Origin of the sequence: Ruminococcus sp. BSD2780120874_150323_B10, assembly GCF_015553695.1 — a bacterium.
Taxonomy (GTDB): domain Bacteria; phylum Bacillota; class Clostridia; order Oscillospirales; family Acutalibacteraceae; genus Ruminococcoides; species Ruminococcoides intestinale_A.
The window spans coordinates 25,509-48,307 of sequence record NZ_JADNHD010000010.1 but is presented as its reverse complement, the minus strand read 5'-3'; the positions used below and the strand labels follow the sequence as shown (position 1 = coordinate 48,307).

Here is a 22,799-nt window from a genome sequence, read left to right as displayed (position 1 = left end):
CTGCAACTTATTTCTTTCAGAATATCAATACAGAGAAATTTACAAAACAGTACAGGGAATTCACTCATACACAAGAAAGTTTTCAGGTGCTGACGGCTTGCAGGACTTTTTCTTTGAAGCAAACGAAAATCTGCATTACTACACATTTGCATTCAGCGAGGACGGAAAACGCTGTAAAAATTATTTAAAAATTCGTCAGGACAATGCCCCGACTGAAAACGAGTATTCAACGTCAGAAATTTACCACGCAAAAAACACTCTAAGAAATGATGAATTGAATCTCCGTTTTGAAGAGGAAGATTTTTTTGTTGAAGAACTTGCTTATGCGGTCAGAGTGATTTTTATAAACATAATCAGGGAAAATGAAAGAGAATCAAAACCTTAAAACGCCGTACATAAAACTATAATAATTACATAAAAAATGCGAAGCCATAAAGAGCTACGCACGAAAAAAGCACGGCTCATTTGCTGTTACACAAAACTTTCACTACATCTCAGTGCATATGGAAATTGAGCCTGCATTTTTACCAAGAAAAACACAAACCGAGATGTAATTATTTTTAGTTTTGTGTAGCACTTTTATATACTCAAAGTTTGCAAGAAAGGGCAAATACAAATTCTAATTATCTGAAAGACTTAGTAACTTCACAGAGATTTTTCCTTTGAAGTTCATGCAACTTTCTGTTAGTTTTCAATTCTGGAATGTATCTCGGGCATAAAGGCAACAGTACAATCCTTAAAATACCATGTTTTTGCATTTAAGAGGTTCATACGATCTGTAAAAAAGTTCCTTTTTACAGATTAAACCCATCCGTAATCCCATTCAACTTTGTCAAATCTCTTTTTACATAATACATTTCTGTAATTTCAGAAGTTGTATGACCGAGCAAGTCGGCTACCTGTCTTGGAGTCAGAGATTTTATTGTACCGTCTGCTTGCTTTATGCCGTTTACGAGGTTAGTGGCAAAAGTATGACGGAGTGAGTGCAAGCCTTTGGTTTCTATGCCTGCGGCTTTGAGAATTCTGTAATAGCGTTTTCTGAAATTTACAGGTCTGGTAAAGTTGCCGTTTTCATCGGGTATCAGCGGTGAGTCCTCTCCAAAGTAGAATTCATTTCTTAAATCAAGTATCATTTCTATTGCAGTATCGTTCAGCGGAACATCTCGTTTGCTTGTGGCACTTTTCAGCTTGCCGACCTTAACCTCTCGTCCTTTTTCTGCTGTGACACCGTCACGCTTTGATATTTCCTTAACACCTCTGTTAAGGTGCATTACACGATTGTCAAGGTCAATGTCGCTGTTAAGTAGTCCGAGTGCTTCGCCTGTTCTCAATCCTGTGTTCAGCATAAGAATGTATGCGGCGACTTGCTGATATTTTCTCTTGCCGTTTGAGAATGTACTAAACGCTTCATCTTTAAATATTTTAATCTCTTCCGACGTGAATATCGTTATGGTTTCGCTCGTCGGAAGATTTTCTTTGTCCTGCGCCGCCAGAAAGTTGCTCTTCTTAATCATCGGAGCGCTTATCATAGGATTTCTGTCAATATACTCTTGTTGAGTAAGATAACGGAAATACTCATTCAGCACATTATGAACCTTCTTAACTGTTGTGTAAGCATAACCCTCGTTCATTTTGTCATTGAGCAATTTTTTAATGTCCGCCGACTTGATATCTCCGACTACCTTATCGCCGATATACGGATAGATTTGATTTTTCGCAGTACATTCATACCGGTCATATGTAGTGCGTTCCACAGATGGAAACTTAAATACCTCAAGCCAGTTCTGCATACTGTCACTAAGCCTTTTCTTTGTTTCCTGCGACTCAATTATTGAGTCATTAAACGCTGCAATATATTCCGTCATCTTCTTGTTGACCTCAGCCTTTGTCGTACCTGAAAAGCTTTTTCTTTTACGCTCACCGCTTTCATCCATATACCAAACAACACCACCCCAGCGGTTGTCCGTTCTCTTGAATGCGTTGCCGTTTGTAAGTAATTTCCTTGTTGACATAATATCAGCTCCTTTTCAAGTACAACAACATACCATAAATCAATCTGAATATCCAGACCAAATTTGAATTTCTCAAAAATCGCCCACATCGTTTTTATTTGTTGTTTTCGATTACTTTCCTGCTGAATGCAATAAAATCGCAACACGGGCAACATATGGCTCAACAGAGGGATTACATTGACATTGTAAATCCCTGCTCCTCGTCATTTTCGATTTCATTCTGATTAACTGTTCTGTCGGTTTTAAGTCCGTGAGCAACCTTTTTCTCTTCAAGTTTAGATTTTAGTTTGCTGTCAACCTGACCGAATAATTTAGCTCGTTTACGCTTGCAACTGTTTGCAATCAATTTTGCGAGTGTGAAGACTATTCCTGAAACAGATTGCTCAACACTTGATTTATCAATTTCCATTGTCGGAGTTGCCTTGGATAATAAACTAATCGACTTCAAGATGTAATTCTTAATACTTCTGAACTCCTTGTTATCTTCAAGCGGTATATCGGGCCTTTCTTTATCGTAGTATAATGACAGTTTTTCTCTGTTGATTTCGTTCCACTTCAAATAGAGATACTCAAGATTTTTATCCTTTGCAATTTCCGCCACAATATTATTGACGGTTTCCTTGATTGATTTGGGAAGGTAACCATACATCAACCTGCCGTTGTAACTTTTGAGCTGTTCATCAAGTTTTCTAAACAGCTCAACCATTTTATCGGAAACATAAACATCCGAATCAATATTTGAAAATAAATCATCAATTACATTCTTTGCTTCATTTTTAAGTTCATCACGGATTTCTGTCTGCATTTCAAACAACTTGTATTGCTCATTTCTGAATATATCATTGCCGAATGAACTACGCATACTCTCAATGCCATTGTTAGTAAGATATCCTTGTCCTGATTTAGAATAAACAAGCAGATGTATGTGAGGATGATGTGTTGTGTTATGAAATGCTCCGTACCATTGCAAATCGCTTGGCTCTATTTTATGAGCCTTGGCAATTTCTAAAACATTTCTTCTCACAAGACTTTTCCACGCATTTGCATTGTTGTAGCCAAGTCTTTCAGCATCTTCTCTTTTAAGACTAATGACATGAGTCCACACAATTCCATTGTGACTTGAAACTTCATCCGCTACCTCATCAAGATTTATCTTGTTATCAGTTTGAGAAAACAATCCGTGGTTACCTAACTTCTCAACACCGGGTCTTTCAGCATAATAGTTTACCAGCTTTTTAACACCGTCTATCCTGTCTGCGTTGCGTTCAAGGAATTCATTCAGAAACTCCGTTGCATTAACCTTAGTTTTATTTTCAAGATAAGACTTCATCTCGGGATAATCCCAAGCTTCAGGTACAGTTTTAAGTGCAATGCAGATTAAATCATTTTGCGTTTTAGTTGCAGGGGAGTTATCAATACCGTTTGGCAGTTTTTCAACACCCTCACGAGTGCCCATATATTTTATCAGCTTACCTGCATTTGATGATGCAGGATTTTTTATATATCGGCTTGTAAAAATAATCTTCGGCATAGATTAACCTCGTTGGAATTTGTACGCATCTTCAAAAGTTATAATGCCATTGTTCCTTGCAACTTCTTCCGCACAGAGATTATTGAGCGCCGACAATGAAACTTTATCAATCTGATTTGTTGCTGATATAACATTACTTAGTTTTGCTTGTTCTACAGCCACCTTAAAAAGCATCTCAGAAATATTTTTCTCAACACTTTCAATTTCACTTTTAATGGTCTGAGCAAGGATTGGCGAAAGATAATCAATACATTTTTTCTGATGAAGATAACCGATGTAAAACTGAACAGCCTGACAGACAAAATCACTTTTTGAAGTTGCATTTGCTGTATCAAGCATTTCTGTCATTTCTTCTACCATTGAAGGTTTCATCCAATAGGCATATTTCTTTTTATTTTCGCTCATTTCTGATAGACCCCTCAAATTCTGATTTTTGACATACTGCAAAACCGCATAACAGTCGGCTCTGCCGTCTGATGTGACACCGTGGGGAGACGCCCCACTTTAACCTGCTTAAAATAATTTCCCCTTAATTCGGTGTAAAATCGCAGTTGCCACTTGCTTTTTGAAATTTTCTTTGGATTATGTTCTTCTGACTTTCAAGCATTGCCTTATCCAATTGGCTTTGATTAAAGTGATCAACCGCTGTTTGGATGGGCTTGATCGTATAGAGTAAATTACCGTTTAACTTCAACCCGTTTTGAGTAAAAATCTTGGTGTGTTCAGTTGAAATCAATTCTTTTTCTTCAAGCGCTTTAACATATTTCTGCACCGTATTTACAGAAGTGTTTAAGGTTCTTGCAATAGTTTTGTAGCTGGGATAGCAAGTATAGTTCTTACGATTTTCACAACTCATCAGATATGAGTACAGAGCAATCTCCGGCATTCTTAAACCTAAACAGAAGATATCATATGGCATAGGAAAAAATCTATTATTCATTCGTCCTCACTTTCCCAGTTGACTTTCAATCCAACTGATGAAATTTTCTTTTGGCACTACCATTCTTGAACCGATTTTGATAACAGGAAAGTCCTTGCTATGCATAAGTTCATAGGCAGATGAATCTGCAATCCCAAGCACCTTTGCAATTAATACGGCATTCAAAAACAACGGAAGTTCATCATAACTTTTGTAAACGCTTTGTTTCAAATTAATCACCTCTGCTTTTAAAATAACAGAAAATTGACAGTCAGACAATAGAATTGTATAATCTTAGTTGGAGTGATGTTGATTATCGAAAATCTAAAACATTTACATTTTCTAATTTTGGGAGCAGATTATGAAGAAAGATTACTCGGAATATAAACATACGGATTACGAAAAATATAATATTGCAAGGCAAAGCAACAGCTATGTGTACTATGATTTCTTCATTAACTTTGCATCATTCGATCCTGACTCGAAATTGTTTTCAATCAAAGTTGATAGGGTTAATGAAGACCTGTCTATGAAGGACGCTATTGATGAATTTGAAGAACTCGAACGCTCACTTAGAAATGTTCATCCTGACATTTTGTCTGATGAAGATATTGCTGATTATGAACAGAGTAGGGTTGAAGGCTTAGAGAAAAACAGAGCCTTGCGAAAACATTTCTCTGCAAAATATAATATTGACTGGGCTGATAGTGACAAGTATTTTCAAGATCTTATAGATGAATACGAAATTAAAAAAGAAGAGCCTCTTCATAATGTGCTTAGCGGTGCTGTAATTGACCTGCAAATAGGTGAGGGAATTCTTGATTTTATCTATGCAGACTTTAAAACACCATTTAAAGAAAGCTACGGATTTGTTTCTGCTTTTGACAAATTCATTAAAAACAGCGAAGAGAAAAGGCACATTGAATTTAATGAAAAACCTGAAAAAATATACAACTGTAATCAGGAAAATGTTGAAATGTATTTCAAATATACAGACAGAAAGCTTTTCATTGAGAATATAGCAAATGCGTCTTTATACTCAGCAATTTGTCCTCCTGTGTTTTTGAAAGAAAACTTACCCGTTGAAGGTTTGAAGTGGTATTACAACTATCTAATTACATTACAGAATGAGTATAAGGAGCTAATAGAATTCTGCTTTGACGAAGACTTCTATCCGGAGGTAATGGAGAAAATCAAGCCGGCTGAGAGGTATTATCTTTATAAAATAATTCATAATCAACCTCTGACAATTCAAAGAGAGGAGTATTTTAGTTACAGCAGAAGCAATCCAAATGGAAAAATCCTGCCGATTCATTTATCTCATGAGGATTTTCTCAGCAGAGTTATGAATGAATATGAGCCGACTGAACAGCATAAGGAATTTCAAAAGAAATATAATTTAAGTAATGCCGAAATGGAAGTATTCTGCCGTTTTCCTATTTCCCCTAATACGAGTTATAAATTCAGAAACATCAGAAAAGCACTTGAACTTGAATTCACAAAAATGCTTGAACAGGATATTCGTTTCAGAAAATGCAAACGCTGTGGCAAGTATTTCATTATGAAGGGCAACTACAACACAAACTACTGTGACAGAATTGCCGAGGGTGAAATTCGGAACTGTCAGGATATTATGGCACTTGAAAACTACAAAAAGAAAACGGCGGACAACGCCGCCATAAAGATTTATAACAAATATTACAAGAGATATTCCGCCAGAGTTAAGGCTCATACCATTCTTGAAAAGGATTTTAAAAAGTGGAAATATCAGGCAATGACTAAAAGGAATGAGTGTATTGATGGTAAGCTTACAGAGGAAGATTTTATCAATTGGATGGAGAGTTGCTTCCCAAATAGGAACAGAAAGCATTAAAATACAGACCAGAAAATTTAATCAACTTGATACACAAACTTTTCAGCGGTTTCTTAGCTTATCTTTGTTTATAGCGACGCAGATTTTGAATGTGCAACATTGTAAAAAACAGGAAACCACATTTTCGTGATCTCCTGCTGAGAAACGCAAGTAGCACGATTGCTGTTGCCTTAAATATTACGACCACTATATTTTTCTTTTACTTTTTCCATGTTTGTGGCATTAAAAAAGTATTCCTAGATAATAAAGATAAACTATTTTGCTTTTGAGCAACAACAAATATTTCTTTTCCACTTATTTCATCCACTTCTTGACTCATGTTTTTAGCGCTAAAACAATATGAATCAATTACACGAAAACCAGCTTTTTGAAGCAAGTTATCTATTCCTTTTATAGTATAACGCCTGTCTCTAATAATATATTCACAAGGAAGACTATTTTTACTAAAAAATTGCTCCTTTCTATACACTATACCGGACTTATCATCGATTAACATAGAATCACCGGAAAACACATCTCCTGTTTTTTGCATAGTATTGGTTCCTTGAAGTTTTAATAGTGCGTCTATGTTGTCATCAATATCTTCAAGAACATTCCAACATTTTCTTTTTGTATATGTCATATTCATGACAGAAATAATTAGGATACCTTTATTATTTAAAATCTTTCTAATTGATTTCAATAAATTTAGGTTCTCTTTGTCGTTGGGAAATGATCCAATAACATCATAAAGAGCAATCGCTACATCATATTTTTCTTTAAATTTATATGACCTTACATCTCCGCTAATAAAACACTCAGGATTATATGCTTTTTGAGCCGATTTGATATTTTCTTTTGAAAAATCAATTCCCTTGGTTTTTATACCTCTTTTATTTAATTCTATTGTGTGTCTACCAATACCACAACCAACATCAATTACTGAATCATTCTTCTTGATATATTTTTCACAAAGATAATCTATTTCTTCCTTTGTGCGTGAAGTCCATTTGTGATTTTGCATATTCATCATAGAATAAGCTTGCTGAATAATATCATTTGAATATTCTAGATAAGCATCCAATTGTTGTGTATCATCAATTCGTGGAGGTTGGGAGTTAAAAGTAAAAGCCAACCATTCGTATCCTTCGGGTAATTCTCTGTTTAAAAGAAAAGTTCCCCTCTTATATGTTTTTTTAATGCGTTTATTTAAGCCTTTATGATCAACATAAAATTCAGTATTTACCATTCCACACGAATAATTATCTATCCATGAGCTGTCATCAAAAATATCATATGCTACACTTTTTAATTTATCTAATTTTTTGTTTATAGTATTTGGATCTACTTTTCTCATGGTTGCTCTCTCTAATGCCTTGATTGTCATTGGATTTGAAGTGAACAATCACCAAGCGTAACAATCAGACAACCCCCATATAGAATGAAGAAGTTTACTGCCTATACCATTACCGCGAAATTGCTTTGCTACAACCAATTGAAGAATCCAGATAATATTTTTTGTCTTTTCTCCTTTCCTTTTTATATAAAAAGCATGCCCAATAAGATTTGATTCAAAATAAACCATTGCGACAAATCTGTCTGGTTTATTTACAAAATTCTTTTTTATCATACTTGGTGGAAATTTCACTCTTTCATTACACTTGGAACTGTCTGGACAATATGAAGACCATACACCGTAGTGTTCTGAAAACAGATTTGATGTGTCAATAATCTCTTTTTCAGACATATTACAGCATGGAATGTTTTTGTAAACTAAATAATCTGTTTTTCTTAATTTATTATGTTTCATTAAATCATCACCATAAATCCTTTCACCTATAATATATATATCCTAAAAAATTGCATATAAATATGCAATTTACAAAATATTATAATAGAATATATACTGCATTTAATATTTTGTAATGAAAGTTTGTCACTTATGAAACACAAACAAATACTCGTGTGCGATGAGCAAAAAGTTATATTTCACGCTGTTTGTTTTCCAATAACCTGTTGCCCTGCAATTATGCTGTTCCTTTATGATGATTTCCTTTAGCTTAAAGCCTGCGTCCTGAAAGATTTTCATTACCTCAAAAGACATCGGAACCATATGCCCTTTCTGACGGGTATCTCCCATAAGCACTGCACAAAACTTATCTTTCTTTAGTACCCGATAACTTTCGGCTGCAACCTTTTTCATTTCTTCAAGAAAATCCTTGACTTTAAGCTGAGATAAATCTCCGTCTATACCGTCGCTGTATTTGATGATATTAGCGTAGGGTGGATGAGTGCATATCAGGTCAATACTCTCATCCGGGATAAACTCAAGATTTCGTGCGTCGCCTTTTTTTATATACACTTTTCCTGTTGCAGGTTCGTAATCAAAATCAATCTTTTCTCTGCACCGTTCTAAAGCAACATCGTTAATATCCACTCCGATTATATCACGATTCAGTAGCTTTGCTTCAACAAGCGTTGTTCCGCCGCCTGCAAACTGGTCAAGCACTAAATCTCCTTCTTTTGAATAGCGGAGAAGAATATTGCGAGGAATGTACGGCGACCAGTTACCTCTCCACTTTGCATCGTGAGTTGCCCAATCTCCACGTTTCGGAAACGACCAATGCGTTGTCATTTCCAATTCAAAATCTTCAGGTTCCCATTTAGTTATCTTTTTATTTGGCACTATACAAGCCCCATTTCTATAAGATGGTTATATAACATATTTCTTCCTGACCAATTCCAATATGTAATATCCTGCTCTATAAATAACCACTTAATGGCAAGTAAAATAATTGCAATAGGTCTTAATATTCCATCTCCATCCGGAAAAACTACATTTTCTAATACCTTAAAACTATATTCATTAATTTGAAAAATATTGATAATTTGCTTTGCAACTATATCGTATTCATGCTCATAGTTGTTTTTTACATAGTTTAAAACTTTAAATATATCATTATGAGAAGGGTTACTATACCTTCTATTCTTTTTAAAATACATTCCACTAATATTTACCGTAAAATCAAAATCCTTGTTCAAACCTGTTGGTCTTTTGAGAACAATTGAATATTCACCATAGTGCTCTACGATATAGTGATATTTGGAACAATTTTCACCTTTACCAATTCCGGGTTCTTCTAAAGTAAATAATTTAGCAACTTCTATTCTGATGCCAGTTCTATTATCAGATTGAAGATTGTATTCAATATTATGCAATGCCATGTTAACCTCCATATGCAATTCTTACATCATAAACAAATTGCTTTTGAAAATAAAAAGCATGGTTTTTGTTTGAAACTTTCCGTCCGTATATTTTTGAATAAATTGGATGATAAGGCTTAGAGTCCTTGCTCCTAACCTGAATATGCCTACCGTTTGATGTATGTATAAATCCATCCTTTGATGTTTCAATGTGTTCTTTTAACTGTCTGCAAATAGAGTAATAATCATCTCTCCAAATGTTCAAAAGAGAAGAAAACTCGGGTTTTGACAAATCAATATGAATTGCATCAAGAAACATCCAGTTATGCGGATCTCCGACTTTGCAAACAGGTACATACAACATATTGTTGATTTTCTCGTATAAGTGTGTTTCTTCAAACGGTTTTTCAACAATTAGTTCGTCAATAATACTTGCAATTTGCGTAATAAAAACTGTCTCAAGAGGTCTACCTGTTGCATCACATTTATTGCTCTTTAGTTCTCCGTCCTCAAAGTCGATGTTTGCATTATCAAGTTTCTTTCCTAAAGCCATTTCCAGTAATTGACCGGTTTTGCCTTTGTTCTTGATAATCATAGGAAAATCTAACTCTTCAAAAATATCCGCAAAAGGGATATTGCAAATGGTTTTAATTTTTGCCTGTGCTTCTTTTAACTTCATAGTTATTGACCTTCTTTCCAAAGGAACAAACTGCACATATTGCGCAGTTCAAATAATCATATATAGGGTATTAAGTATTAATCTGATAGTGCAGAAAAATTTTTTCTGCACCATCAGCACTTTTGTTAGGGATTTAACTATCACTCCTACATTCTTTGCACCAAGACTGGGGAATGATTTTTTCATCGCCCATATTTCTGTAACCAAAAAGCTCTTCTATCTCTTCTTCTCCGTGAGCAATTTTACCACAGTTTGGACATTCTGCATATTCACCATATGGCATCATTTCATCCCCCTTTTTTTAATAATTTTTAATCAACAGTTCATTTATTTTTCCTCTGCCTTTACCTTTGCTGTTAATAGCTCTGTTTGCCGACACTCGATTTATGTTAAGCCCGGCATACAGGCCATCAAAGAATTCGTCATTTTCATCTACATTCTTCGGATCTGAATTACTTGCCATTACCTTCGCTGTTTTAAGTGATTTAATAAATTCGGCTAATTTAATCTGATCTTCATCATTAAAGTCATCAACATTGTATGACGTAAATTCAGACGTCTTTGTCAGCGGTCTGTATGGCGGATCGAAATATACTAAAGTGTTTTCATCAACTACATTTTCAATGCAAGTATAATCGGCTGTCAGAATAGTAACGCATTGCAAAAGCTCTGAAGTTTTTTTGAGGTTATCAATATCGCAGATTTTCGGATTTTTATAAGCTCCCATCGGCACATTATACAAGCCTTTTCTGTTGACTCTATACAAACCGTTGAAACAGGTCTTGTTCAGGTAGATAAACAATGCTGCCCTCAACAACGAATTGTTTTCATCCGGTTTCTGAATTTCTGCGTTGAACTGCTCTCTCTGCTGATAGTAGTATTCTTTTCTGCCCTCGTCATTTCTTTTAAGGTGCTCGTTTTCGTACTTCATCAGCAATTCTATTAACTGAGTTACATTTTCTTTTACTGTTCTGTAAGCGTTCATAAGCTCGGCATTCGTATCGCATATATAGACCTCGTCCATTTCATATGTGTTGAGAATATCAAACAGCACAGCTCCTGCTCCGACCATAGGCTCACAATATTTGCGTATGGTTGTTCCCATTCCGGCAGGATAGAATTTTCTGATTGTAGGCAACAGCTGTCCTTTACCGCCTGCCCATTTCACAAAGGGTTTTGCAGGATTTTTCTTGTCATATCTTATTGTTCTTCCGTCAACAGGCTTTACAGCGTCCTTTGGTATTATCCACATATTTCCGAGCATAGCTACATCGGGAATTCTGTTTTCCTGACACAAAGTTATAACTCTCCTATGGGATATACTCCATTTTTCTGCGGCTTCACCAGCAGTCATATAAGCAAGCATTCTATCACCTCGAATATTACTGTTTTTATTATATTCTAATTCTGGAATAATAGCAATACTATTTTTATATAAAAAAGAAAATTCAGATCTATGTACTTTATCCATAAGAAAAAACTCACTTTCTTTTGTAAAAGTTATTTTTTCCTTGAACACACTATTTTCAGGTGATATACTAAACATAAAGAATATACTTACCAAAATATTATGGAGGATACTTTGAGCAGAAATAAGAGCAGAATATTAATGCTATACAGAATACTGGAAAAATACACTGATGAAGATCATCAATTATCTATGGAGGAGATTTTACAAAAGCTCTACAACAAAGGATTTGAATGTGAACATGACTCTGTAAAAAGAGATATTAAATTACTGCGTGAAGATTTTGGCGTAGAAATAATTTCAGGCAGAGGTAGAAATGCTACCTACTTTATCGGAGACCGTCTTTTACAAAACGCCGAAATAAAATTATTGTTAGACTCTATTTATGCCTCTAATATTATTCCAAACGGCATTGCGGAGAGTATATCAAAGAAGTTGAGAAGCACCGTCAGCATATATGATGCAGAAGCATTAGACAGGAGTATTTTAGGTATCAATATTGCAAAAAGTGAAAACAAGAGAATACTAATCAACATAAATAATATTATGCACGCAATAAATAATAAAAAGCAGATTTCCTTTGAATACCGTCATTGGACTAAGGATAAGGTCCTGAAAAACAGAAATGGAAAATCATATTCATTAAATCCGTTTACACTTATTTGGGCAGACGGTAGATATTATCTTTATGGATATGACACCAAGGAAACTGATGGTATTCTTAAAGAAAGAGTTTACAGAGTTGACAAACTCTACCATATTGAACAGTTGGAATTTGAAATAAGAGGAAAGGAACAGTTTTCAGAATTCAATCCGGATACATATGTATCCCGAAGAATCGGCATGTTTTCCGGGAAAGAAGAATGTATTACTGTAAAAATCCCCGAATACTTGGTAGGTGCATTTCTTGACCAATTTGGTACAAACATTGAAATTTGTGATGACGAGCAAACAGAATATTTACAGGTTTCCTTTTATGCTGTTCCGTCTAATATATTTTTAGGATGGATAATTGGTCTTGGTAATGTAGAGATTTTACAGCCCGATAATGTGAAATCAAAAATGCTCGAACTTTTAAAAAAGAATATAGATTTATGTCAAGGATAAATAGGGGGTACTATATGCCCTTATTTATCCTTTTTATTATGTTATACTATATAGTGACAAATCTTAACGAGGTGATAACTACGAAACAATACATAGACTCAGTTTTAAACGACAATGTAAACGGCCTTTTTCTTTGTGAACTTCCCACAGGATACGGAAAAACTTACACAATCACAAATTGTATGCGAGAATACGCCGCAAATCCTAATAACACAAGAAAAATAATATACCTTACAACCCTCAACAAAAATCTTCCGGAAGAAGATTTAAAAAGAGCATATAATGATGAAAAATTATACAATAAAGAGGTACTGCGAATACGTTCAAATTTTGATGAAGTTGTAGATAAAATCCCTGTTCTTGATATTCCTGAAGAATTTATATCCGCTGAATATTATGAACTTGAAAAAGCAATAAGAAATTACACAAAAATAAAAAACAGCAATATAAACGATACTCAATATCAACAGATGTTAGTTGATAATGTTAACAGGGCAGAAAGAAATTTCAGACACTTTGTTTCCGATACACTGAAAAAGAGGTTTTCAAATAAAAAAGACAAGCTAAAAGCAATAAAGAATGATGCAAATTACAAGTGGATAGGTGCACTTTATCCTGCAGTATTTACTGATGAAAGAAAGATTATTCTTATGAGTATCAGCAAATTTATGAAGCGAAATTCTGTTATAGTAGAACCTAGTTATGAATTTATAAAATCTCCTTTATTTACCGATTCAATCATTATTGTTGATGAATTTGATGCGACAAAATCCACTATTGAAAATGAGCTGATTGAAAGAGCTGTTTCAGTTCGAGAAGATTATATTTCTGTTTTCAGGCAGATATTAAGAACTTTTAACACGGATTATTTTTCAAACAATCTTAAAAAGGCTATTGACTCAATTGACTATAGTAAAGGTAAAATAATTACCTTTGCAAAGTTGAAAAAAGAGGCGGATGAAATTGCCAATAAATATCACACTAATCTGAGTATAAAGGTAAACGAAAATCATATTGACAGAAAACAAAATTTCCTGTTCAAGGATGCTACCTACCACTCTATACTAAATGGAAATGCAAAGTATATTCGTGCAACAAAGGATAAGGAGGAAAACATTGTTAAGGTTTTCTTTGAGGATAAAAAAACATTCTTTGAAAACCGCAAAAAAGACGATATTGTAATTTATAGCTTTTTAAGAGATATTAACAGATTTTTACTTCACTTCAGAAGATTTCTTTTTCACTGGGCTAATGAATATATGAACATCATCAACAAGGAAAGACCGTTTATTGCTGATGCTATGACTATTGAAAATGCTATATCTACTATTATGAAAAAGCTTGAGCTTAGCAGTAACCAAAGCAAACTCCTGCTTGGTGAATTATGTGAGCAGAAAATAAGTCAGAAAGAAAAACACAATATTCCAGACGATTCTTTCTACCAAAAAGGAATTGAAATCTTTGAATTTGAAGATAGCGACTCACACTTTGACTTTACAAATCTCAGTTTTATAAAACTATATGATACACCTGAAAAAATTATAGGATATATTTCAAAGCACAATGCTGTCATCGGACTTTCAGCTACCGCTGAAATACCTACTGTTGTCGGCAACTACAATCTTGATTATCTCAGAAACTATCTGGAGAACGACTTTCATTCTACACCTGAAGATATGAAAGACAGAGTTAAAAAACAGATGTTCAGGCTTTATGAACCATACAAGGACAAAGGAATTAGTATTAGCACCGAAGTTATCAGTACTGAGTACAGTGAAAGCAGAAGTGAAGATATTTGCAGAGAATTATTTGGAAACAATGATTTTGCAATGGTATGCGGTAATATTATTGACAATGAGTGCGAAGAAATATATTACCGCATCAGGTACTGCAATATTCTGTATGCTATGGTATCCTTCCTTAAAAATACAACACTAAAATCCATGCTTTACCTTGGAATGGCTCTTCCTGAGGAAAACAAAGCATCTATGAACTATAATCTGCTTTTAGGATTAATGGAAAAGGCAATTTTATTTTGCGGACTAAACTATAACGCAACAGATACACTGTTTGTGCTTAAAAGCAAAAATTTTGAAGAGGATAAAAAAGTTCTGATTAATAAATTGGAGCAAGGAGAAAAAATTCTTATAATTTCTTCTTACAGTACAATCGGCGCAGGGCAAAATCTGCAATATGCAGTTACAGACAAAACAAACTATATTGAACTTGCCGAATATAAAAATCCAAAGGATAAACGCCACTTTACAAAGGATATTGATGCTCTGTATCTTGGAAATATTACAAATCTTACTACCAATATTTATACAGATGAAAAAATTACAGTTAACCAGCTGATAAGTATGTTGGTACAAATAGAAAGTCTGTATGAAAACGGAGAAATCAAGCGTTCACAACTTAATAGTCTTATTAGAACAGCCTTTAATTCCTACTCTACAGGGCATACCTATGAAAATAATGAACTATATAAAATTAAAAGTATCCGTATGCAGGCAACAAGAGAAGTCATTCAGGCAGTAGGCAGAATGTGCCGCACATTTGTGAAAAACAGAAACATTAATATTTACATTGAGGACAAGCTGCTTGAAAAGATATATAGCGGTGAACTACGGAAAAGAATAATGTCGCCTGAGCTGGAGGCTATTGCTGTTTTGAGAGAAACTCTTGGAAGTGATTATTCGGATGAACGGCAGCGCATCCTTAATACTGCAGAAAAAATATCTTCAACCGGAATGTGGACTATTAAAGGCTTGCTTTACAGAAAATGGAACGAAAGGAGTATGCAAATATGGCATGAATTAAGAGAGCTGGTGTTGACTTTTCCTACTGCAAATCAAAGCCAATATAATGCTGACTATAATTTGAAAATGCTTTATATTACTGCCGGTAAAAAAATCGACAAATACCTTTACTCTCAGTACTATGATTTTGATGATGTAATTATTGATTTTGGTACAAGTAAAATTGACTTTCAAAACAGTGGCAGAGCAAAAATGAAGGGTATAACAAACGAAACTATTATTTATGAGGCAGGAGAGAAAAACTCTTATCTTCCATACGCGATGAAATATAGCGGTATGAGAGAACACTTCATTAAATTAGGTTATGCAACAACTTTTGAAAAAAATATGTATATGATGAGCCCTGTGCTTTTCCACAATATCTATAAAGGTGCATTAGGAGAAGTCTGCGGCGAGTTTATACTAAGCAGAGAACGGGGAATGAAATTAAAGCCAATTAATGACCCTGATAGATTTGAGTTCTTTGATTTTGAACTTAATGACGGTATTTATGTTGACTTCAAAAACTGGAAGCCTACTTACCTGCAGGACAGAGAAAGCACTACTGAAAGAATACGGCAAAAGCTTGATACTATTAAGGGCAAAAGGGCATATATAATCAACCTTGTAGGAAACAACAATACGAAACCTACTATAAGCTGTGACGGAAAAATTGTAGAGATTCCGGGATTGATTGACCAAGACGGAAAACCTATAACCACAAATATTAATATGATAAGGAGTGAAGATTTTTTATGATACTTACCAACAAGTTTCGAGCAGAATACAACTATGAAAATATAGAAAGGGATTTTGACATTTACTTTGTCAAAGGCACAACAGGTTTATACAATACAAATATCCTTGATATTCCTACCGCTGAATACAAAGCACTTGCAGTACAACATTCTTTTGGAAAAGAAGCACTTGTTCTTTTTCAAAAAGGCAAAGAATATAATCTCAATTTTAGCAGAAAGATAAAAGAGCAGTATCCAAATGTTGCCGTAGAAAAAATCAATGTGCTGGATAAGGCTGAAAGAAACAGGGTTTTCTATTACAATGACAGACTTCTTGCGCAACTGCTTATAAATTCTATGAAAACTCCTAAAGGCGAGTTGTTCTCCTATAATAATCTTACAGGTAAGTTATACTATGGCGACAGCACATCCCCGATAAGAGACAAATCAACTAAAGAAATATATATGTTCCGATTCCTCCAGATTTCACTTAAGCCGGGAATGTACTTAACCCTTGATGTCAAGACATTCAGGAAAAACAGTTATTCAAAACAGGGCAGTTTCTACATAATAGACGCCGAAACAGGAGCTTTCAGAAAAAAACTGAAAAGTGACAAAGTTGACCTGAAGGACACCTTTGCGCCGGGTTCATATAAAAATTCCCACAATACGGTAGAATTTTTATGTTATGAAAACCCAGAAAAATTTTCCAGAAGCAAACTGGGTATAATGAATAAGTTTCTTGAAGATGTAAAGCTAAAACTGTCTGATTACTTAACACTTGAATATGACTCATACGATGCTGCTGATAAAACGGAAATTAAAAAAAGCAAAAAGACTGAAATTAGCGTAGAAGAATTCGGAAAAATGCTTAGTGAAAAAGACGTTACCATATCCGACTACTGCAAGGACAAACAGTCCGAATCAATGCTTGACAGCATTGTTCGCATTCTTGAAAGTGATTACAATATACACCCTCTGATAGATACAACCTCAGAAAGCGGTTACAATATCCGTATTATCTATGGTGAGGAATACTATGAAAATAATAAGTTACCGGACCCACACAAAGATGATAACAACGGTCTGATTGTTCAACATATTATAGTTGAAAACCATAGCGAGGAAAAATTAAAAAACATGGTAAAAAAGGTAGTCCAGGAATTAATAATTAAAGGGGATATTTATAGTCGTAAACTCTCTATTTATGATTGGACACAACTAAAGACAGACAAAACCTGGTCGTTTGTAACTAGAGAAAAGATAGAAGGATATACATACCCTGATTCTCACTTTGAATACAATATGATGACAGTAACACCAACAGGTGATTTGAATTTTGAAACCTTTAATGATATTGAACCCACAGAAAGTACTGATAAAGAACGAATAATGCTTATGTATTCAGAATACAACAAAGAAAACAGCAGGGTATGTAACAGTGTTGAAGGTCTTGTGTTTTCTGATATTAATAATATACACGCAATTGTGAGGACCTGCGAATTTACCATTCCTGACATTTACAAACTCAACATGGCACTTAAAGAAACCAACCCAAACACAGCAGTACGAAAAGAAAATCTAATTAATATGATTAATGCATTTTCATCAGAATATCCACAGTACGCTGATGAAACAAACAATCTTATAGCAATTATAAGAGAGCAGCAACCTGTTCTTACAAAGTATGAAATTCGCAGATTTATGAATATGCAAAAAAAGTATGCTATTGATCTAAATCAGTATATGCGCGATAAATATGGTGTGTGGATGCATCCGAGAATCCAAAGTCTAAAAAATGACGAATACCTTATGAGTAATATCGTAAATATATGCTGTTTTAAAAAGGATTTTGTTCTTGAAGAGGGCGAAGAAGTGTACTATTATGCAGGAGAAAAATCGCTTAGAAGATCCGGTGTCAGCAGAGCTTGTATTATTCGTAAAATAATATCAGAAAAGAAAATGGAATTCAAGGACCTGCTACCACTTCTCTCCGTTGAATTTGTACGCAACGGTCAATATACCGTTGTACCTTTCCCATTCAAATATCTGCGAGAATATATAAAAATCAGCAAAAACATATAGTTTAATATACTGAAAAAATAAAACGAATCTGTTTCCGCTTTGTATTCTTTGTTTACAGCGGCGCAAAATTTGAGTTATGAATTGATTGACAGATTGATTTTAGCATGTTACCATACACTGCAATAAAGGATGTTATTTTAGCATACCGTCAGCATTTGAAATTTCTATAGAATAAAAAAGTCATCAGCTATTATATTGTAAGCTTAAAAATACCAATAGCATCAAAAAAGCATCAAACCACGAAAATGTAATTTTGATGCTATGAATTTGGCTTAAATAGTGGCTTGTCTATGCAGTTTTGAGCTTTCAACAGTCGCTCCAAAACCGCGTGCCGAGGGTTCAAGTCAGCTGACTTCCCATAAGGAACATATAACTTAATTTTTTTACAGAGCAGGTAGTTTTCACTATCTGCTCTGTTTTTTCAACATTTGTAATATAAAAAACACTTACAATATGATATAATAACTTAATGAAATATTACACCGGTTGTTTATTGGAGGTACATATGGTTACGGAGCAGGAAATTAAAAGCAGAAAATTCAAATGTGATTTTGAAAAGGAAAAGCTGTCTTATCAGGTCAGCAGTAAAGAAATGGAGATTTTTTATGAAAAGAAAACAAAGCTTGCAAAAACGCTAAATAATTTTGTGCTGAAACTTGAAATGGATTACGATTGCAGTCGTAACAAAATAGCCGATAAGATTGAAGATAATTGTCAGCAGAGCTGGGACACATATAAAAAAATAATAAACGGAAGAGGTAAAGCCACACGAGTTGCGTTGTATAAATTCTGCATTGGTATGAATTTGAGCAGAGAAGAAGCCGATACCCTGTTCAATCTGACAGAGGAAGGAAGGCTTACCGACGATAACATAGGCGATTATATTTTTATAAGGGCATTAGGTCAGGATTCAATATTCGACTTTATCTATGAATTCGAAAAATACACAGGAAAGAGTATAGCATTAAGGGATAGACCAACAAAATAAAAGAAAGTTAACGGGAAAACTTATCCCTTTCTTATGATAATCCGGCAATATATAATGAAGACACACTTAAATAAAGGAGGTCTTCAGAATTACTAATCCGAATATCAATTGCCCAAAAGGCTCTCAAATTACTAATTTACGAAAGGATAAATTTTCTATGAAACCCATTATTTTCTGCAACATCGCTTATATGAAGTACTACAAAGGCATTATCGACGGCGTTGACGAACCCGTAAACGGCGGAGCATATGTACAGGAAACAAACGACGCTCACGAGGCGTACAACTTTGACTTTTTCAGAGGCGAAGGAGACGAAACCGATTTCTGCATAGGCTTTGTAATGCTTGCACAATCCCTGAAAAACAAAACAAGCCAGCTCCACATTGAAAAAATCAACGGCTGTCAGCTTTCAAAAAATGAAGAAAGCGTTGACGGTGTAACCGTTGTATGGTGTGCAAAGTCAGACAAGATTGACGGAATGAGAGTTGTCGGCTGGTACAAGGACGCTACCGTCTACAGATATCCGCAATTTGTTGATTTTATCAACGGATACGTTCAGGAATTCAACTTTATTGACAAGAAGGAAAACTGCGTACTTCTGCCCGAAAACGAACGCTTTTCATCAAAGTGGATTGTTCCGAGGAGCGGTCACAACGGCTATGACTTCGGATTCGGACGTTCAAATCTATGGTACGCTCAGGGTACGGAAAGCAATGCAGAATTAAAAAGCTACATTGAAAATCTGTCGGAACAAATTGAAAACTACAACGGCGAAAACTGGATTGACAAGGAAGTGAAATAATATGAAAAACTTTACTTGGGAAAACTTTGACAATGAATTTTTAAAAGCAGTTATCTATTCACCCGAAACAAACGCCGACGACCGTCCTCTGTGCGAAACGGACGAAAAAGACGACCTTGTCTGCTCAATGAATCTTATTTGTACCGCACCGAACGACAGGTTTGTAAAAAGCTACCGTCAGATTATCGAGGACAAGCTCTTGTGCAAATACCCCGACATTCTTGACGAGGTTTTGGGCGCCCTCTGCATTTCAGGCAAGGACTTCGGCACAAAGCTCAGAAGTCTGCGCCAAAAGGCAACCTCGGCAAGCCTTATTATCGCATATGCAACTGCGATTGCAAAAATCGGCGGCGCTGACGTTATTTTTTCAGAGGACACAAAGTTCAGAAGAACTATTGAGCTGAACATGAGAGAAACTCCTGCGGAGGATATTTCGCTCTACGACTTTCAGAAAGACGCAGTAAACGCCCTCGAAAACCACTTCATCAAGGAAGATAAAAAGTCAGGCTTGGTTGTAATGCCTACGGGTAGCGGAAAAAGCAGAACAGCCTCATATTTTCTGATTAAAGATATGATAAGTCAAGGTTACCAGATACTCTGGATAGTCCACCGTCATATGCTGATTAATCAGGCGGCAGAGTGCTTTTACAGATTCGCAGGGCTTTCAAAGCTTGAAAATCCCGACATCAGAAGCTATAAAATCAGCTGTATCTCCTCCGAGCACCAAAGCATAAAATCTGTTGATAAAAACGACAATGTTATCATAGGAAGTATTCAGTCAATTTGCAGAAACCAAAGGCATTTAAGAAGAATTACAAGTAAAAAGCTGATGATTGTCGTTGACGAGGCTCACCACACCTTTGCACGTTCCTATCAGGACACGATAAAATATCTTCTCAAATACCGCCCCGACGCAAAGCTCCTCGGACTTACGGCAACACCTGTACGCAGTTACGATTACGACAGCGCAGTTTTGCTGAAGCTATTTGACGACAATATTATCTACAGCATATCGCTCGGAAACCTGATTACAAAGGGAATACTTGCAGAGCCTGTATTTACGAGAATAGAAACAAACGAGGACTTTGAGCCTGTTATCACCGAGGACGAGGCACAGAAAATCAAAAGACGAGGCGAGCTCCCCGATTCCCTGCTCGGAAAAATTGCCGTTTGCTCCTCACGAAACAGCATTATTATTGACGAGTACCTCAAAAACGCTGAAAAATACGGCAAGACTCTGATTTTTGCGCTGAATGTTATGCATTGCAGACTTCTTTGTGACGAGCTGAAAAAGCGCGGTGTAAAATGCGACTGTATTTATTCGGGCAACGAGGACAACAGCTACATAATCGAGCATTTCAAAAACGGAAAATTCGACGTGCTTGTGAATGTGAACATAATGACGGAGGGCAGTGACGTCCCCGATATCGAAACTGTTTTTCTCACCCGACCTACACAGAGTGAGGGCTTGCTGATACAGATGATTGGCAGAGGTATGCGTGGCATTCAGGCAGGCGGTACGGAAAAGGTCAACCTTGTTGACTTCAACGACAAGTGGACGGTGTTCAACAAATGGCTCAATCCGAAGTGGCTGTTTGCGGAAATTGACGAAAACGAGGAAACCGAAGAAGAACAGACACAGGCTGAAACCGCAATCAGCGAGGAAGAACAGGAAGAAATATATTCGTGGGAGCTTTGCAAGGAGGCGTACAATATTCTGTCGGCAAAGGCAATGACTTACAACAGTCTTGTCACTCTCCCTTCCTGCTGGTATTCGCTGATTGACGAGGACGGTTACGATTACACTCTGCTTGCATTTGAGGACCAGCTGAAAGGCTATGTGAATCTTATGAAGGACAAGAAAGAGATTGTTTCAAGCGAGTCGGTTGACGTTCCCAAGCTGATTGAAAAGTACTTTTCGGGATTCTGTATGCGGCCGAGCGAGCGTGAAATTGCGATGCTGATTGACAACCTCAAAAACTTCGAGGAAGAACCGAAGGTGCATATGTTTGCAGACCGCAAAAAGATTGACCCGTACTATGTTGCAAAACAGGCTCTTGAAGAAAACAAGGACTTCAAGGTGTTGGCAGAACAAGCATATCAGAATTATCCGTTAGCCGAAGAAATATACGGAAGCTGGGAAAACTACGCAAGCATGGTTTTTCACTTCTACATTTACAGAGGCAAAGCTCCCGCATACGGAACACGAGTAAGCGAGCTCCCCGATGAGCAGATACCGTTTGACAGAGAGTCGTATTACAACCTTGACGAGCTGGTGCAGGAAGTAAAGGACGAGATGTTCCACGGCACATATGACGGAATTTCGTCAATCCGCTGGACTGACAAGGCATACAAGCAATACTACGGCTGTTATTTTTACAGAGACAACAGCATAGTCATTAACTGCGTTCTCAACACAAAGGACGTCCCGAAAGAGGTTGTGAAATTCGTAATTTACCACGAGCTTCTTCACCGTGACTATATGCACCACGATAAGCTGTTCAGAGAGCAGGAGCATAAGTACAAGGACTACGAGGAATGCGAGTACTTCCTTTACGGTCATATGCCGAAGCTTGAAATCAGCGAATGGTAACTTCAGATGAGTTTACAGAGCAGG

General features: G+C 35.8%; 20 protein-coding genes. 8 read left to right on the top strand and 12 right to left on the bottom strand.

The features are described 5' to 3' along the window. The first annotated feature begins 97 nt into the window (after positions 1–97). Positions 98–385, top strand: coding sequence for a hypothetical protein (locus tag I2E21_RS07710; protein WP_117911649.1), 288 nt, complete (start codon positions 98–100; stop codon positions 383–385). Positions 386–794: 409 nt separating this feature from the next. Here I2E21_RS07710 and I2E21_RS07705 read toward each other — a convergent pair whose 3' ends face one another. The 5 genes from I2E21_RS07705 to I2E21_RS07685 form a co-directional block, all read right to left on the bottom strand. Then, positions 795–2,012: a site-specific integrase gene (locus tag I2E21_RS07705; RefSeq protein WP_195410933.1), complete on the bottom strand. Its 1,218-nt coding sequence runs from the start codon at positions 2,010–2,012 to the stop codon at positions 795–797. Positions 2,013–2,184: 172 nt separating this feature from the next. Next, complete coding sequence (mobP3, locus tag I2E21_RS07700) at positions 2,185–3,543, bottom strand: MobP3 family relaxase (RefSeq protein ID WP_021882777.1); 1,359 nt, start codon at positions 3,541–3,543, stop codon at positions 2,185–2,187. A gap of 3 nt (positions 3,544–3,546) precedes the next feature. Beyond that, positions 3,547–3,948: a hypothetical protein gene (locus tag I2E21_RS07695; protein ID WP_021882778.1), complete on the bottom strand. Its 402-nt coding sequence runs from the start codon at positions 3,946–3,948 to the stop codon at positions 3,547–3,549. 124 nt (positions 3,949–4,072) lie between these two features. Beyond that, positions 4,073–4,483 carry a helix-turn-helix domain-containing protein gene (locus I2E21_RS07690; RefSeq protein ID WP_195410932.1) on the bottom strand — a complete coding sequence of 137 codons (411 nt, stop codon included), beginning with the start codon at positions 4,481–4,483 and terminating at the stop codon, positions 4,073–4,075. Between the two features lie 6 nt (positions 4,484–4,489). Further along, positions 4,490–4,693 (bottom strand): helix-turn-helix domain-containing protein, encoded by a 204-nt coding sequence (locus I2E21_RS07685; protein WP_195410931.1) that lies wholly within the window; start codon positions 4,691–4,693, stop codon positions 4,490–4,492. A 130-nt stretch (positions 4,694–4,823) separates the two neighbouring features. Here I2E21_RS07685 and I2E21_RS07680 point away from each other — a divergent pair, with 130 nt between their 5' ends. Beyond that, positions 4,824–6,335, top strand: a complete 1,512-nt coding sequence (locus I2E21_RS07680) for a DUF6076 domain-containing protein (RefSeq protein ID WP_195410930.1) — start codon at positions 4,824–4,826, stop codon at positions 6,333–6,335. A 199-nt stretch (positions 6,336–6,534) separates the two neighbouring features. Here the strand turns inward: I2E21_RS07680 and I2E21_RS07675 are convergent, their stop codons facing one another. The 7 genes from I2E21_RS07675 to I2E21_RS07645 all read right to left on the bottom strand — a co-directional run bounded on the left by I2E21_RS07675 (position 6,535) and on the right by I2E21_RS07645 (position 11,563). Beyond that, the gene (locus tag I2E21_RS07675) at positions 6,535–7,671 is read right to left on the bottom strand and encodes a class I SAM-dependent methyltransferase (protein ID WP_195410929.1); all 1,137 of its coding nucleotides are present in this window, start codon (positions 7,669–7,671) and stop codon (positions 6,535–6,537) included. 48 nt (positions 7,672–7,719) lie between these two features. Continuing rightward, positions 7,720–8,124: a GNAT family N-acetyltransferase gene (locus I2E21_RS07670; protein WP_195410928.1), complete on the bottom strand. Its 405-nt coding sequence runs from the start codon at positions 8,122–8,124 to the stop codon at positions 7,720–7,722. Positions 8,125–8,250: 126 nt separating this feature from the next. After that, positions 8,251–9,000, bottom strand: a complete 750-nt coding sequence (locus I2E21_RS07665; protein ID WP_199523050.1) for a DNA methyltransferase — start codon at positions 8,998–9,000, stop codon at positions 8,251–8,253. Beyond that, positions 9,000–9,539, bottom strand: a complete 540-nt coding sequence (locus tag I2E21_RS07660; protein WP_117951218.1) for a hypothetical protein — start codon at positions 9,537–9,539, stop codon at positions 9,000–9,002. The genes I2E21_RS07665 and I2E21_RS07660 overlap by 1 nt, the downstream gene beginning before the upstream one ends. 1 nt (position 9,540) lies before the next feature. Next, positions 9,541–10,197 (bottom strand): DNA mismatch repair protein MutH, encoded by a 657-nt coding sequence (locus I2E21_RS07655; protein ID WP_117705104.1) that lies wholly within the window; start codon positions 10,195–10,197, stop codon positions 9,541–9,543. Positions 10,198–10,330: 133 nt separating this feature from the next. Further along, positions 10,331–10,483 carry a hemagglutinin gene (locus I2E21_RS07650; RefSeq protein ID WP_117951219.1) on the bottom strand — a complete coding sequence of 51 codons (153 nt, stop codon included), beginning with the start codon at positions 10,481–10,483 and terminating at the stop codon, positions 10,331–10,333. A 15-nt stretch (positions 10,484–10,498) separates the two neighbouring features. Further along, positions 10,499–11,563, bottom strand: a complete 1,065-nt coding sequence (locus I2E21_RS07645; RefSeq protein WP_117951220.1) for a Dam family site-specific DNA-(adenine-N6)-methyltransferase — start codon at positions 11,561–11,563, stop codon at positions 10,499–10,501. 216 nt (positions 11,564–11,779) lie between these two features. Between I2E21_RS07645 and I2E21_RS07640 the strand changes: the two genes are divergently transcribed. From I2E21_RS07640 to I2E21_RS07615, 6 genes are all read left to right on the top strand, one after another. Continuing rightward, positions 11,780–12,772, top strand: a complete 993-nt coding sequence (locus I2E21_RS07640) for a WYL domain-containing protein (protein ID WP_195410927.1) — start codon at positions 11,780–11,782, stop codon at positions 12,770–12,772. Positions 12,773–12,786: 14 nt separating this feature from the next. Then, positions 12,787–16,329 (top strand): hypothetical protein, encoded by a 3,543-nt coding sequence (locus tag I2E21_RS07635; RefSeq protein WP_195410926.1) that lies wholly within the window; start codon positions 12,787–12,789, stop codon positions 16,327–16,329. Continuing rightward, a complete protein-coding gene (locus tag I2E21_RS07630) occupies positions 16,326–18,392 on the top strand; it encodes a hypothetical protein (protein WP_195410925.1) in 2,067 nt (688 codons plus the stop codon). Before I2E21_RS07635 ends, I2E21_RS07630 begins: the two co-directional genes overlap by 4 nt. A 505-nt stretch (positions 18,393–18,897) precedes the next feature. Continuing rightward, on the top strand, positions 18,898–19,380 hold the full coding sequence (locus tag I2E21_RS07625) for a hypothetical protein (RefSeq protein WP_195410924.1): 483 nt from the start codon (positions 18,898–18,900) through the stop codon (positions 19,378–19,380). A 157-nt stretch (positions 19,381–19,537) separates the two neighbouring features. Continuing rightward, positions 19,538–20,182 carry a hypothetical protein gene (locus I2E21_RS07620; protein ID WP_195410923.1) on the top strand — a complete coding sequence of 215 codons (645 nt, stop codon included), beginning with the start codon at positions 19,538–19,540 and terminating at the stop codon, positions 20,180–20,182. A 1-nt stretch (position 20,183) separates the two neighbouring features. Then, complete coding sequence (locus tag I2E21_RS07615) at positions 20,184–22,775, top strand: DEAD/DEAH box helicase family protein (RefSeq protein WP_195410922.1); 2,592 nt, start codon at positions 20,184–20,186, stop codon at positions 22,773–22,775. The last annotated feature ends 24 nt before the right edge of the window (positions 22,776–22,799 follow it).

What these genes read in the sequence shown, in the direction of transcription:
- I2E21_RS07630 (WP_195410925.1), top strand. Translation starts at nt 16,326, where the DNA reads ATGATACTTACCAACAAGTTTCGAGCAGAATACAACTATGAAAATATA.
- I2E21_RS07695 (WP_021882778.1), bottom strand. Translation starts at nt 3,948, where the DNA reads ATGAGCGAAAATAAAAAGAAATATGCCTATTGGATGAAACCTTCAATG.
- I2E21_RS07660 (WP_117951218.1), bottom strand. Translation starts at nt 9,539, where the DNA reads ATGGCATTGCATAATATTGAATACAATCTTCAATCTGATAATAGAACT.
- I2E21_RS07655 (WP_117705104.1), bottom strand. Translation starts at nt 10,197, where the DNA reads ATGAAGTTAAAAGAAGCACAGGCAAAAATTAAAACCATTTGCAATATC.
- I2E21_RS07650 (WP_117951219.1), bottom strand. Translation starts at nt 10,483, where the DNA reads ATGATGCCATATGGTGAATATGCAGAATGTCCAAACTGTGGTAAAATT.
- I2E21_RS07680 (WP_195410930.1), top strand. Translation starts at nt 4,824, where the DNA reads ATGAAGAAAGATTACTCGGAATATAAACATACGGATTACGAAAAATAT.
- I2E21_RS07670 (WP_195410928.1), bottom strand. Translation starts at nt 8,124, where the DNA reads ATGAAACATAATAAATTAAGAAAAACAGATTATTTAGTTTACAAAAAC.
- I2E21_RS07620 (WP_195410923.1), top strand. Translation starts at nt 19,538, where the DNA reads ATGAAACCCATTATTTTCTGCAACATCGCTTATATGAAGTACTACAAA.
- I2E21_RS07705 (WP_195410933.1), bottom strand. Translation starts at nt 2,012, where the DNA reads ATGTCAACAAGGAAATTACTTACAAACGGCAACGCATTCAAGAGAACG.
- I2E21_RS07625 (WP_195410924.1), top strand. Translation starts at nt 18,898, where the DNA reads ATGGTTACGGAGCAGGAAATTAAAAGCAGAAAATTCAAATGTGATTTT.
- I2E21_RS07675 (WP_195410929.1), bottom strand. Translation starts at nt 7,671, where the DNA reads ATGAGAAAAGTAGATCCAAATACTATAAACAAAAAATTAGATAAATTA.
- I2E21_RS07690 (WP_195410932.1), bottom strand. Translation starts at nt 4,483, where the DNA reads ATGAATAATAGATTTTTTCCTATGCCATATGATATCTTCTGTTTAGGT.
- I2E21_RS07645 (WP_117951220.1), bottom strand. Translation starts at nt 11,563, where the DNA reads ATGCTTGCTTATATGACTGCTGGTGAAGCCGCAGAAAAATGGAGTATA.
- mobP3 (WP_021882777.1), bottom strand. Translation starts at nt 3,543, where the DNA reads ATGCCGAAGATTATTTTTACAAGCCGATATATAAAAAATCCTGCATCA.
- I2E21_RS07615 (WP_195410922.1), top strand. Translation starts at nt 20,184, where the DNA reads ATGAAAAACTTTACTTGGGAAAACTTTGACAATGAATTTTTAAAAGCA.
- I2E21_RS07635 (WP_195410926.1), top strand. Translation starts at nt 12,787, where the DNA reads ATGCCCTTATTTATCCTTTTTATTATGTTATACTATATAGTGACAAAT.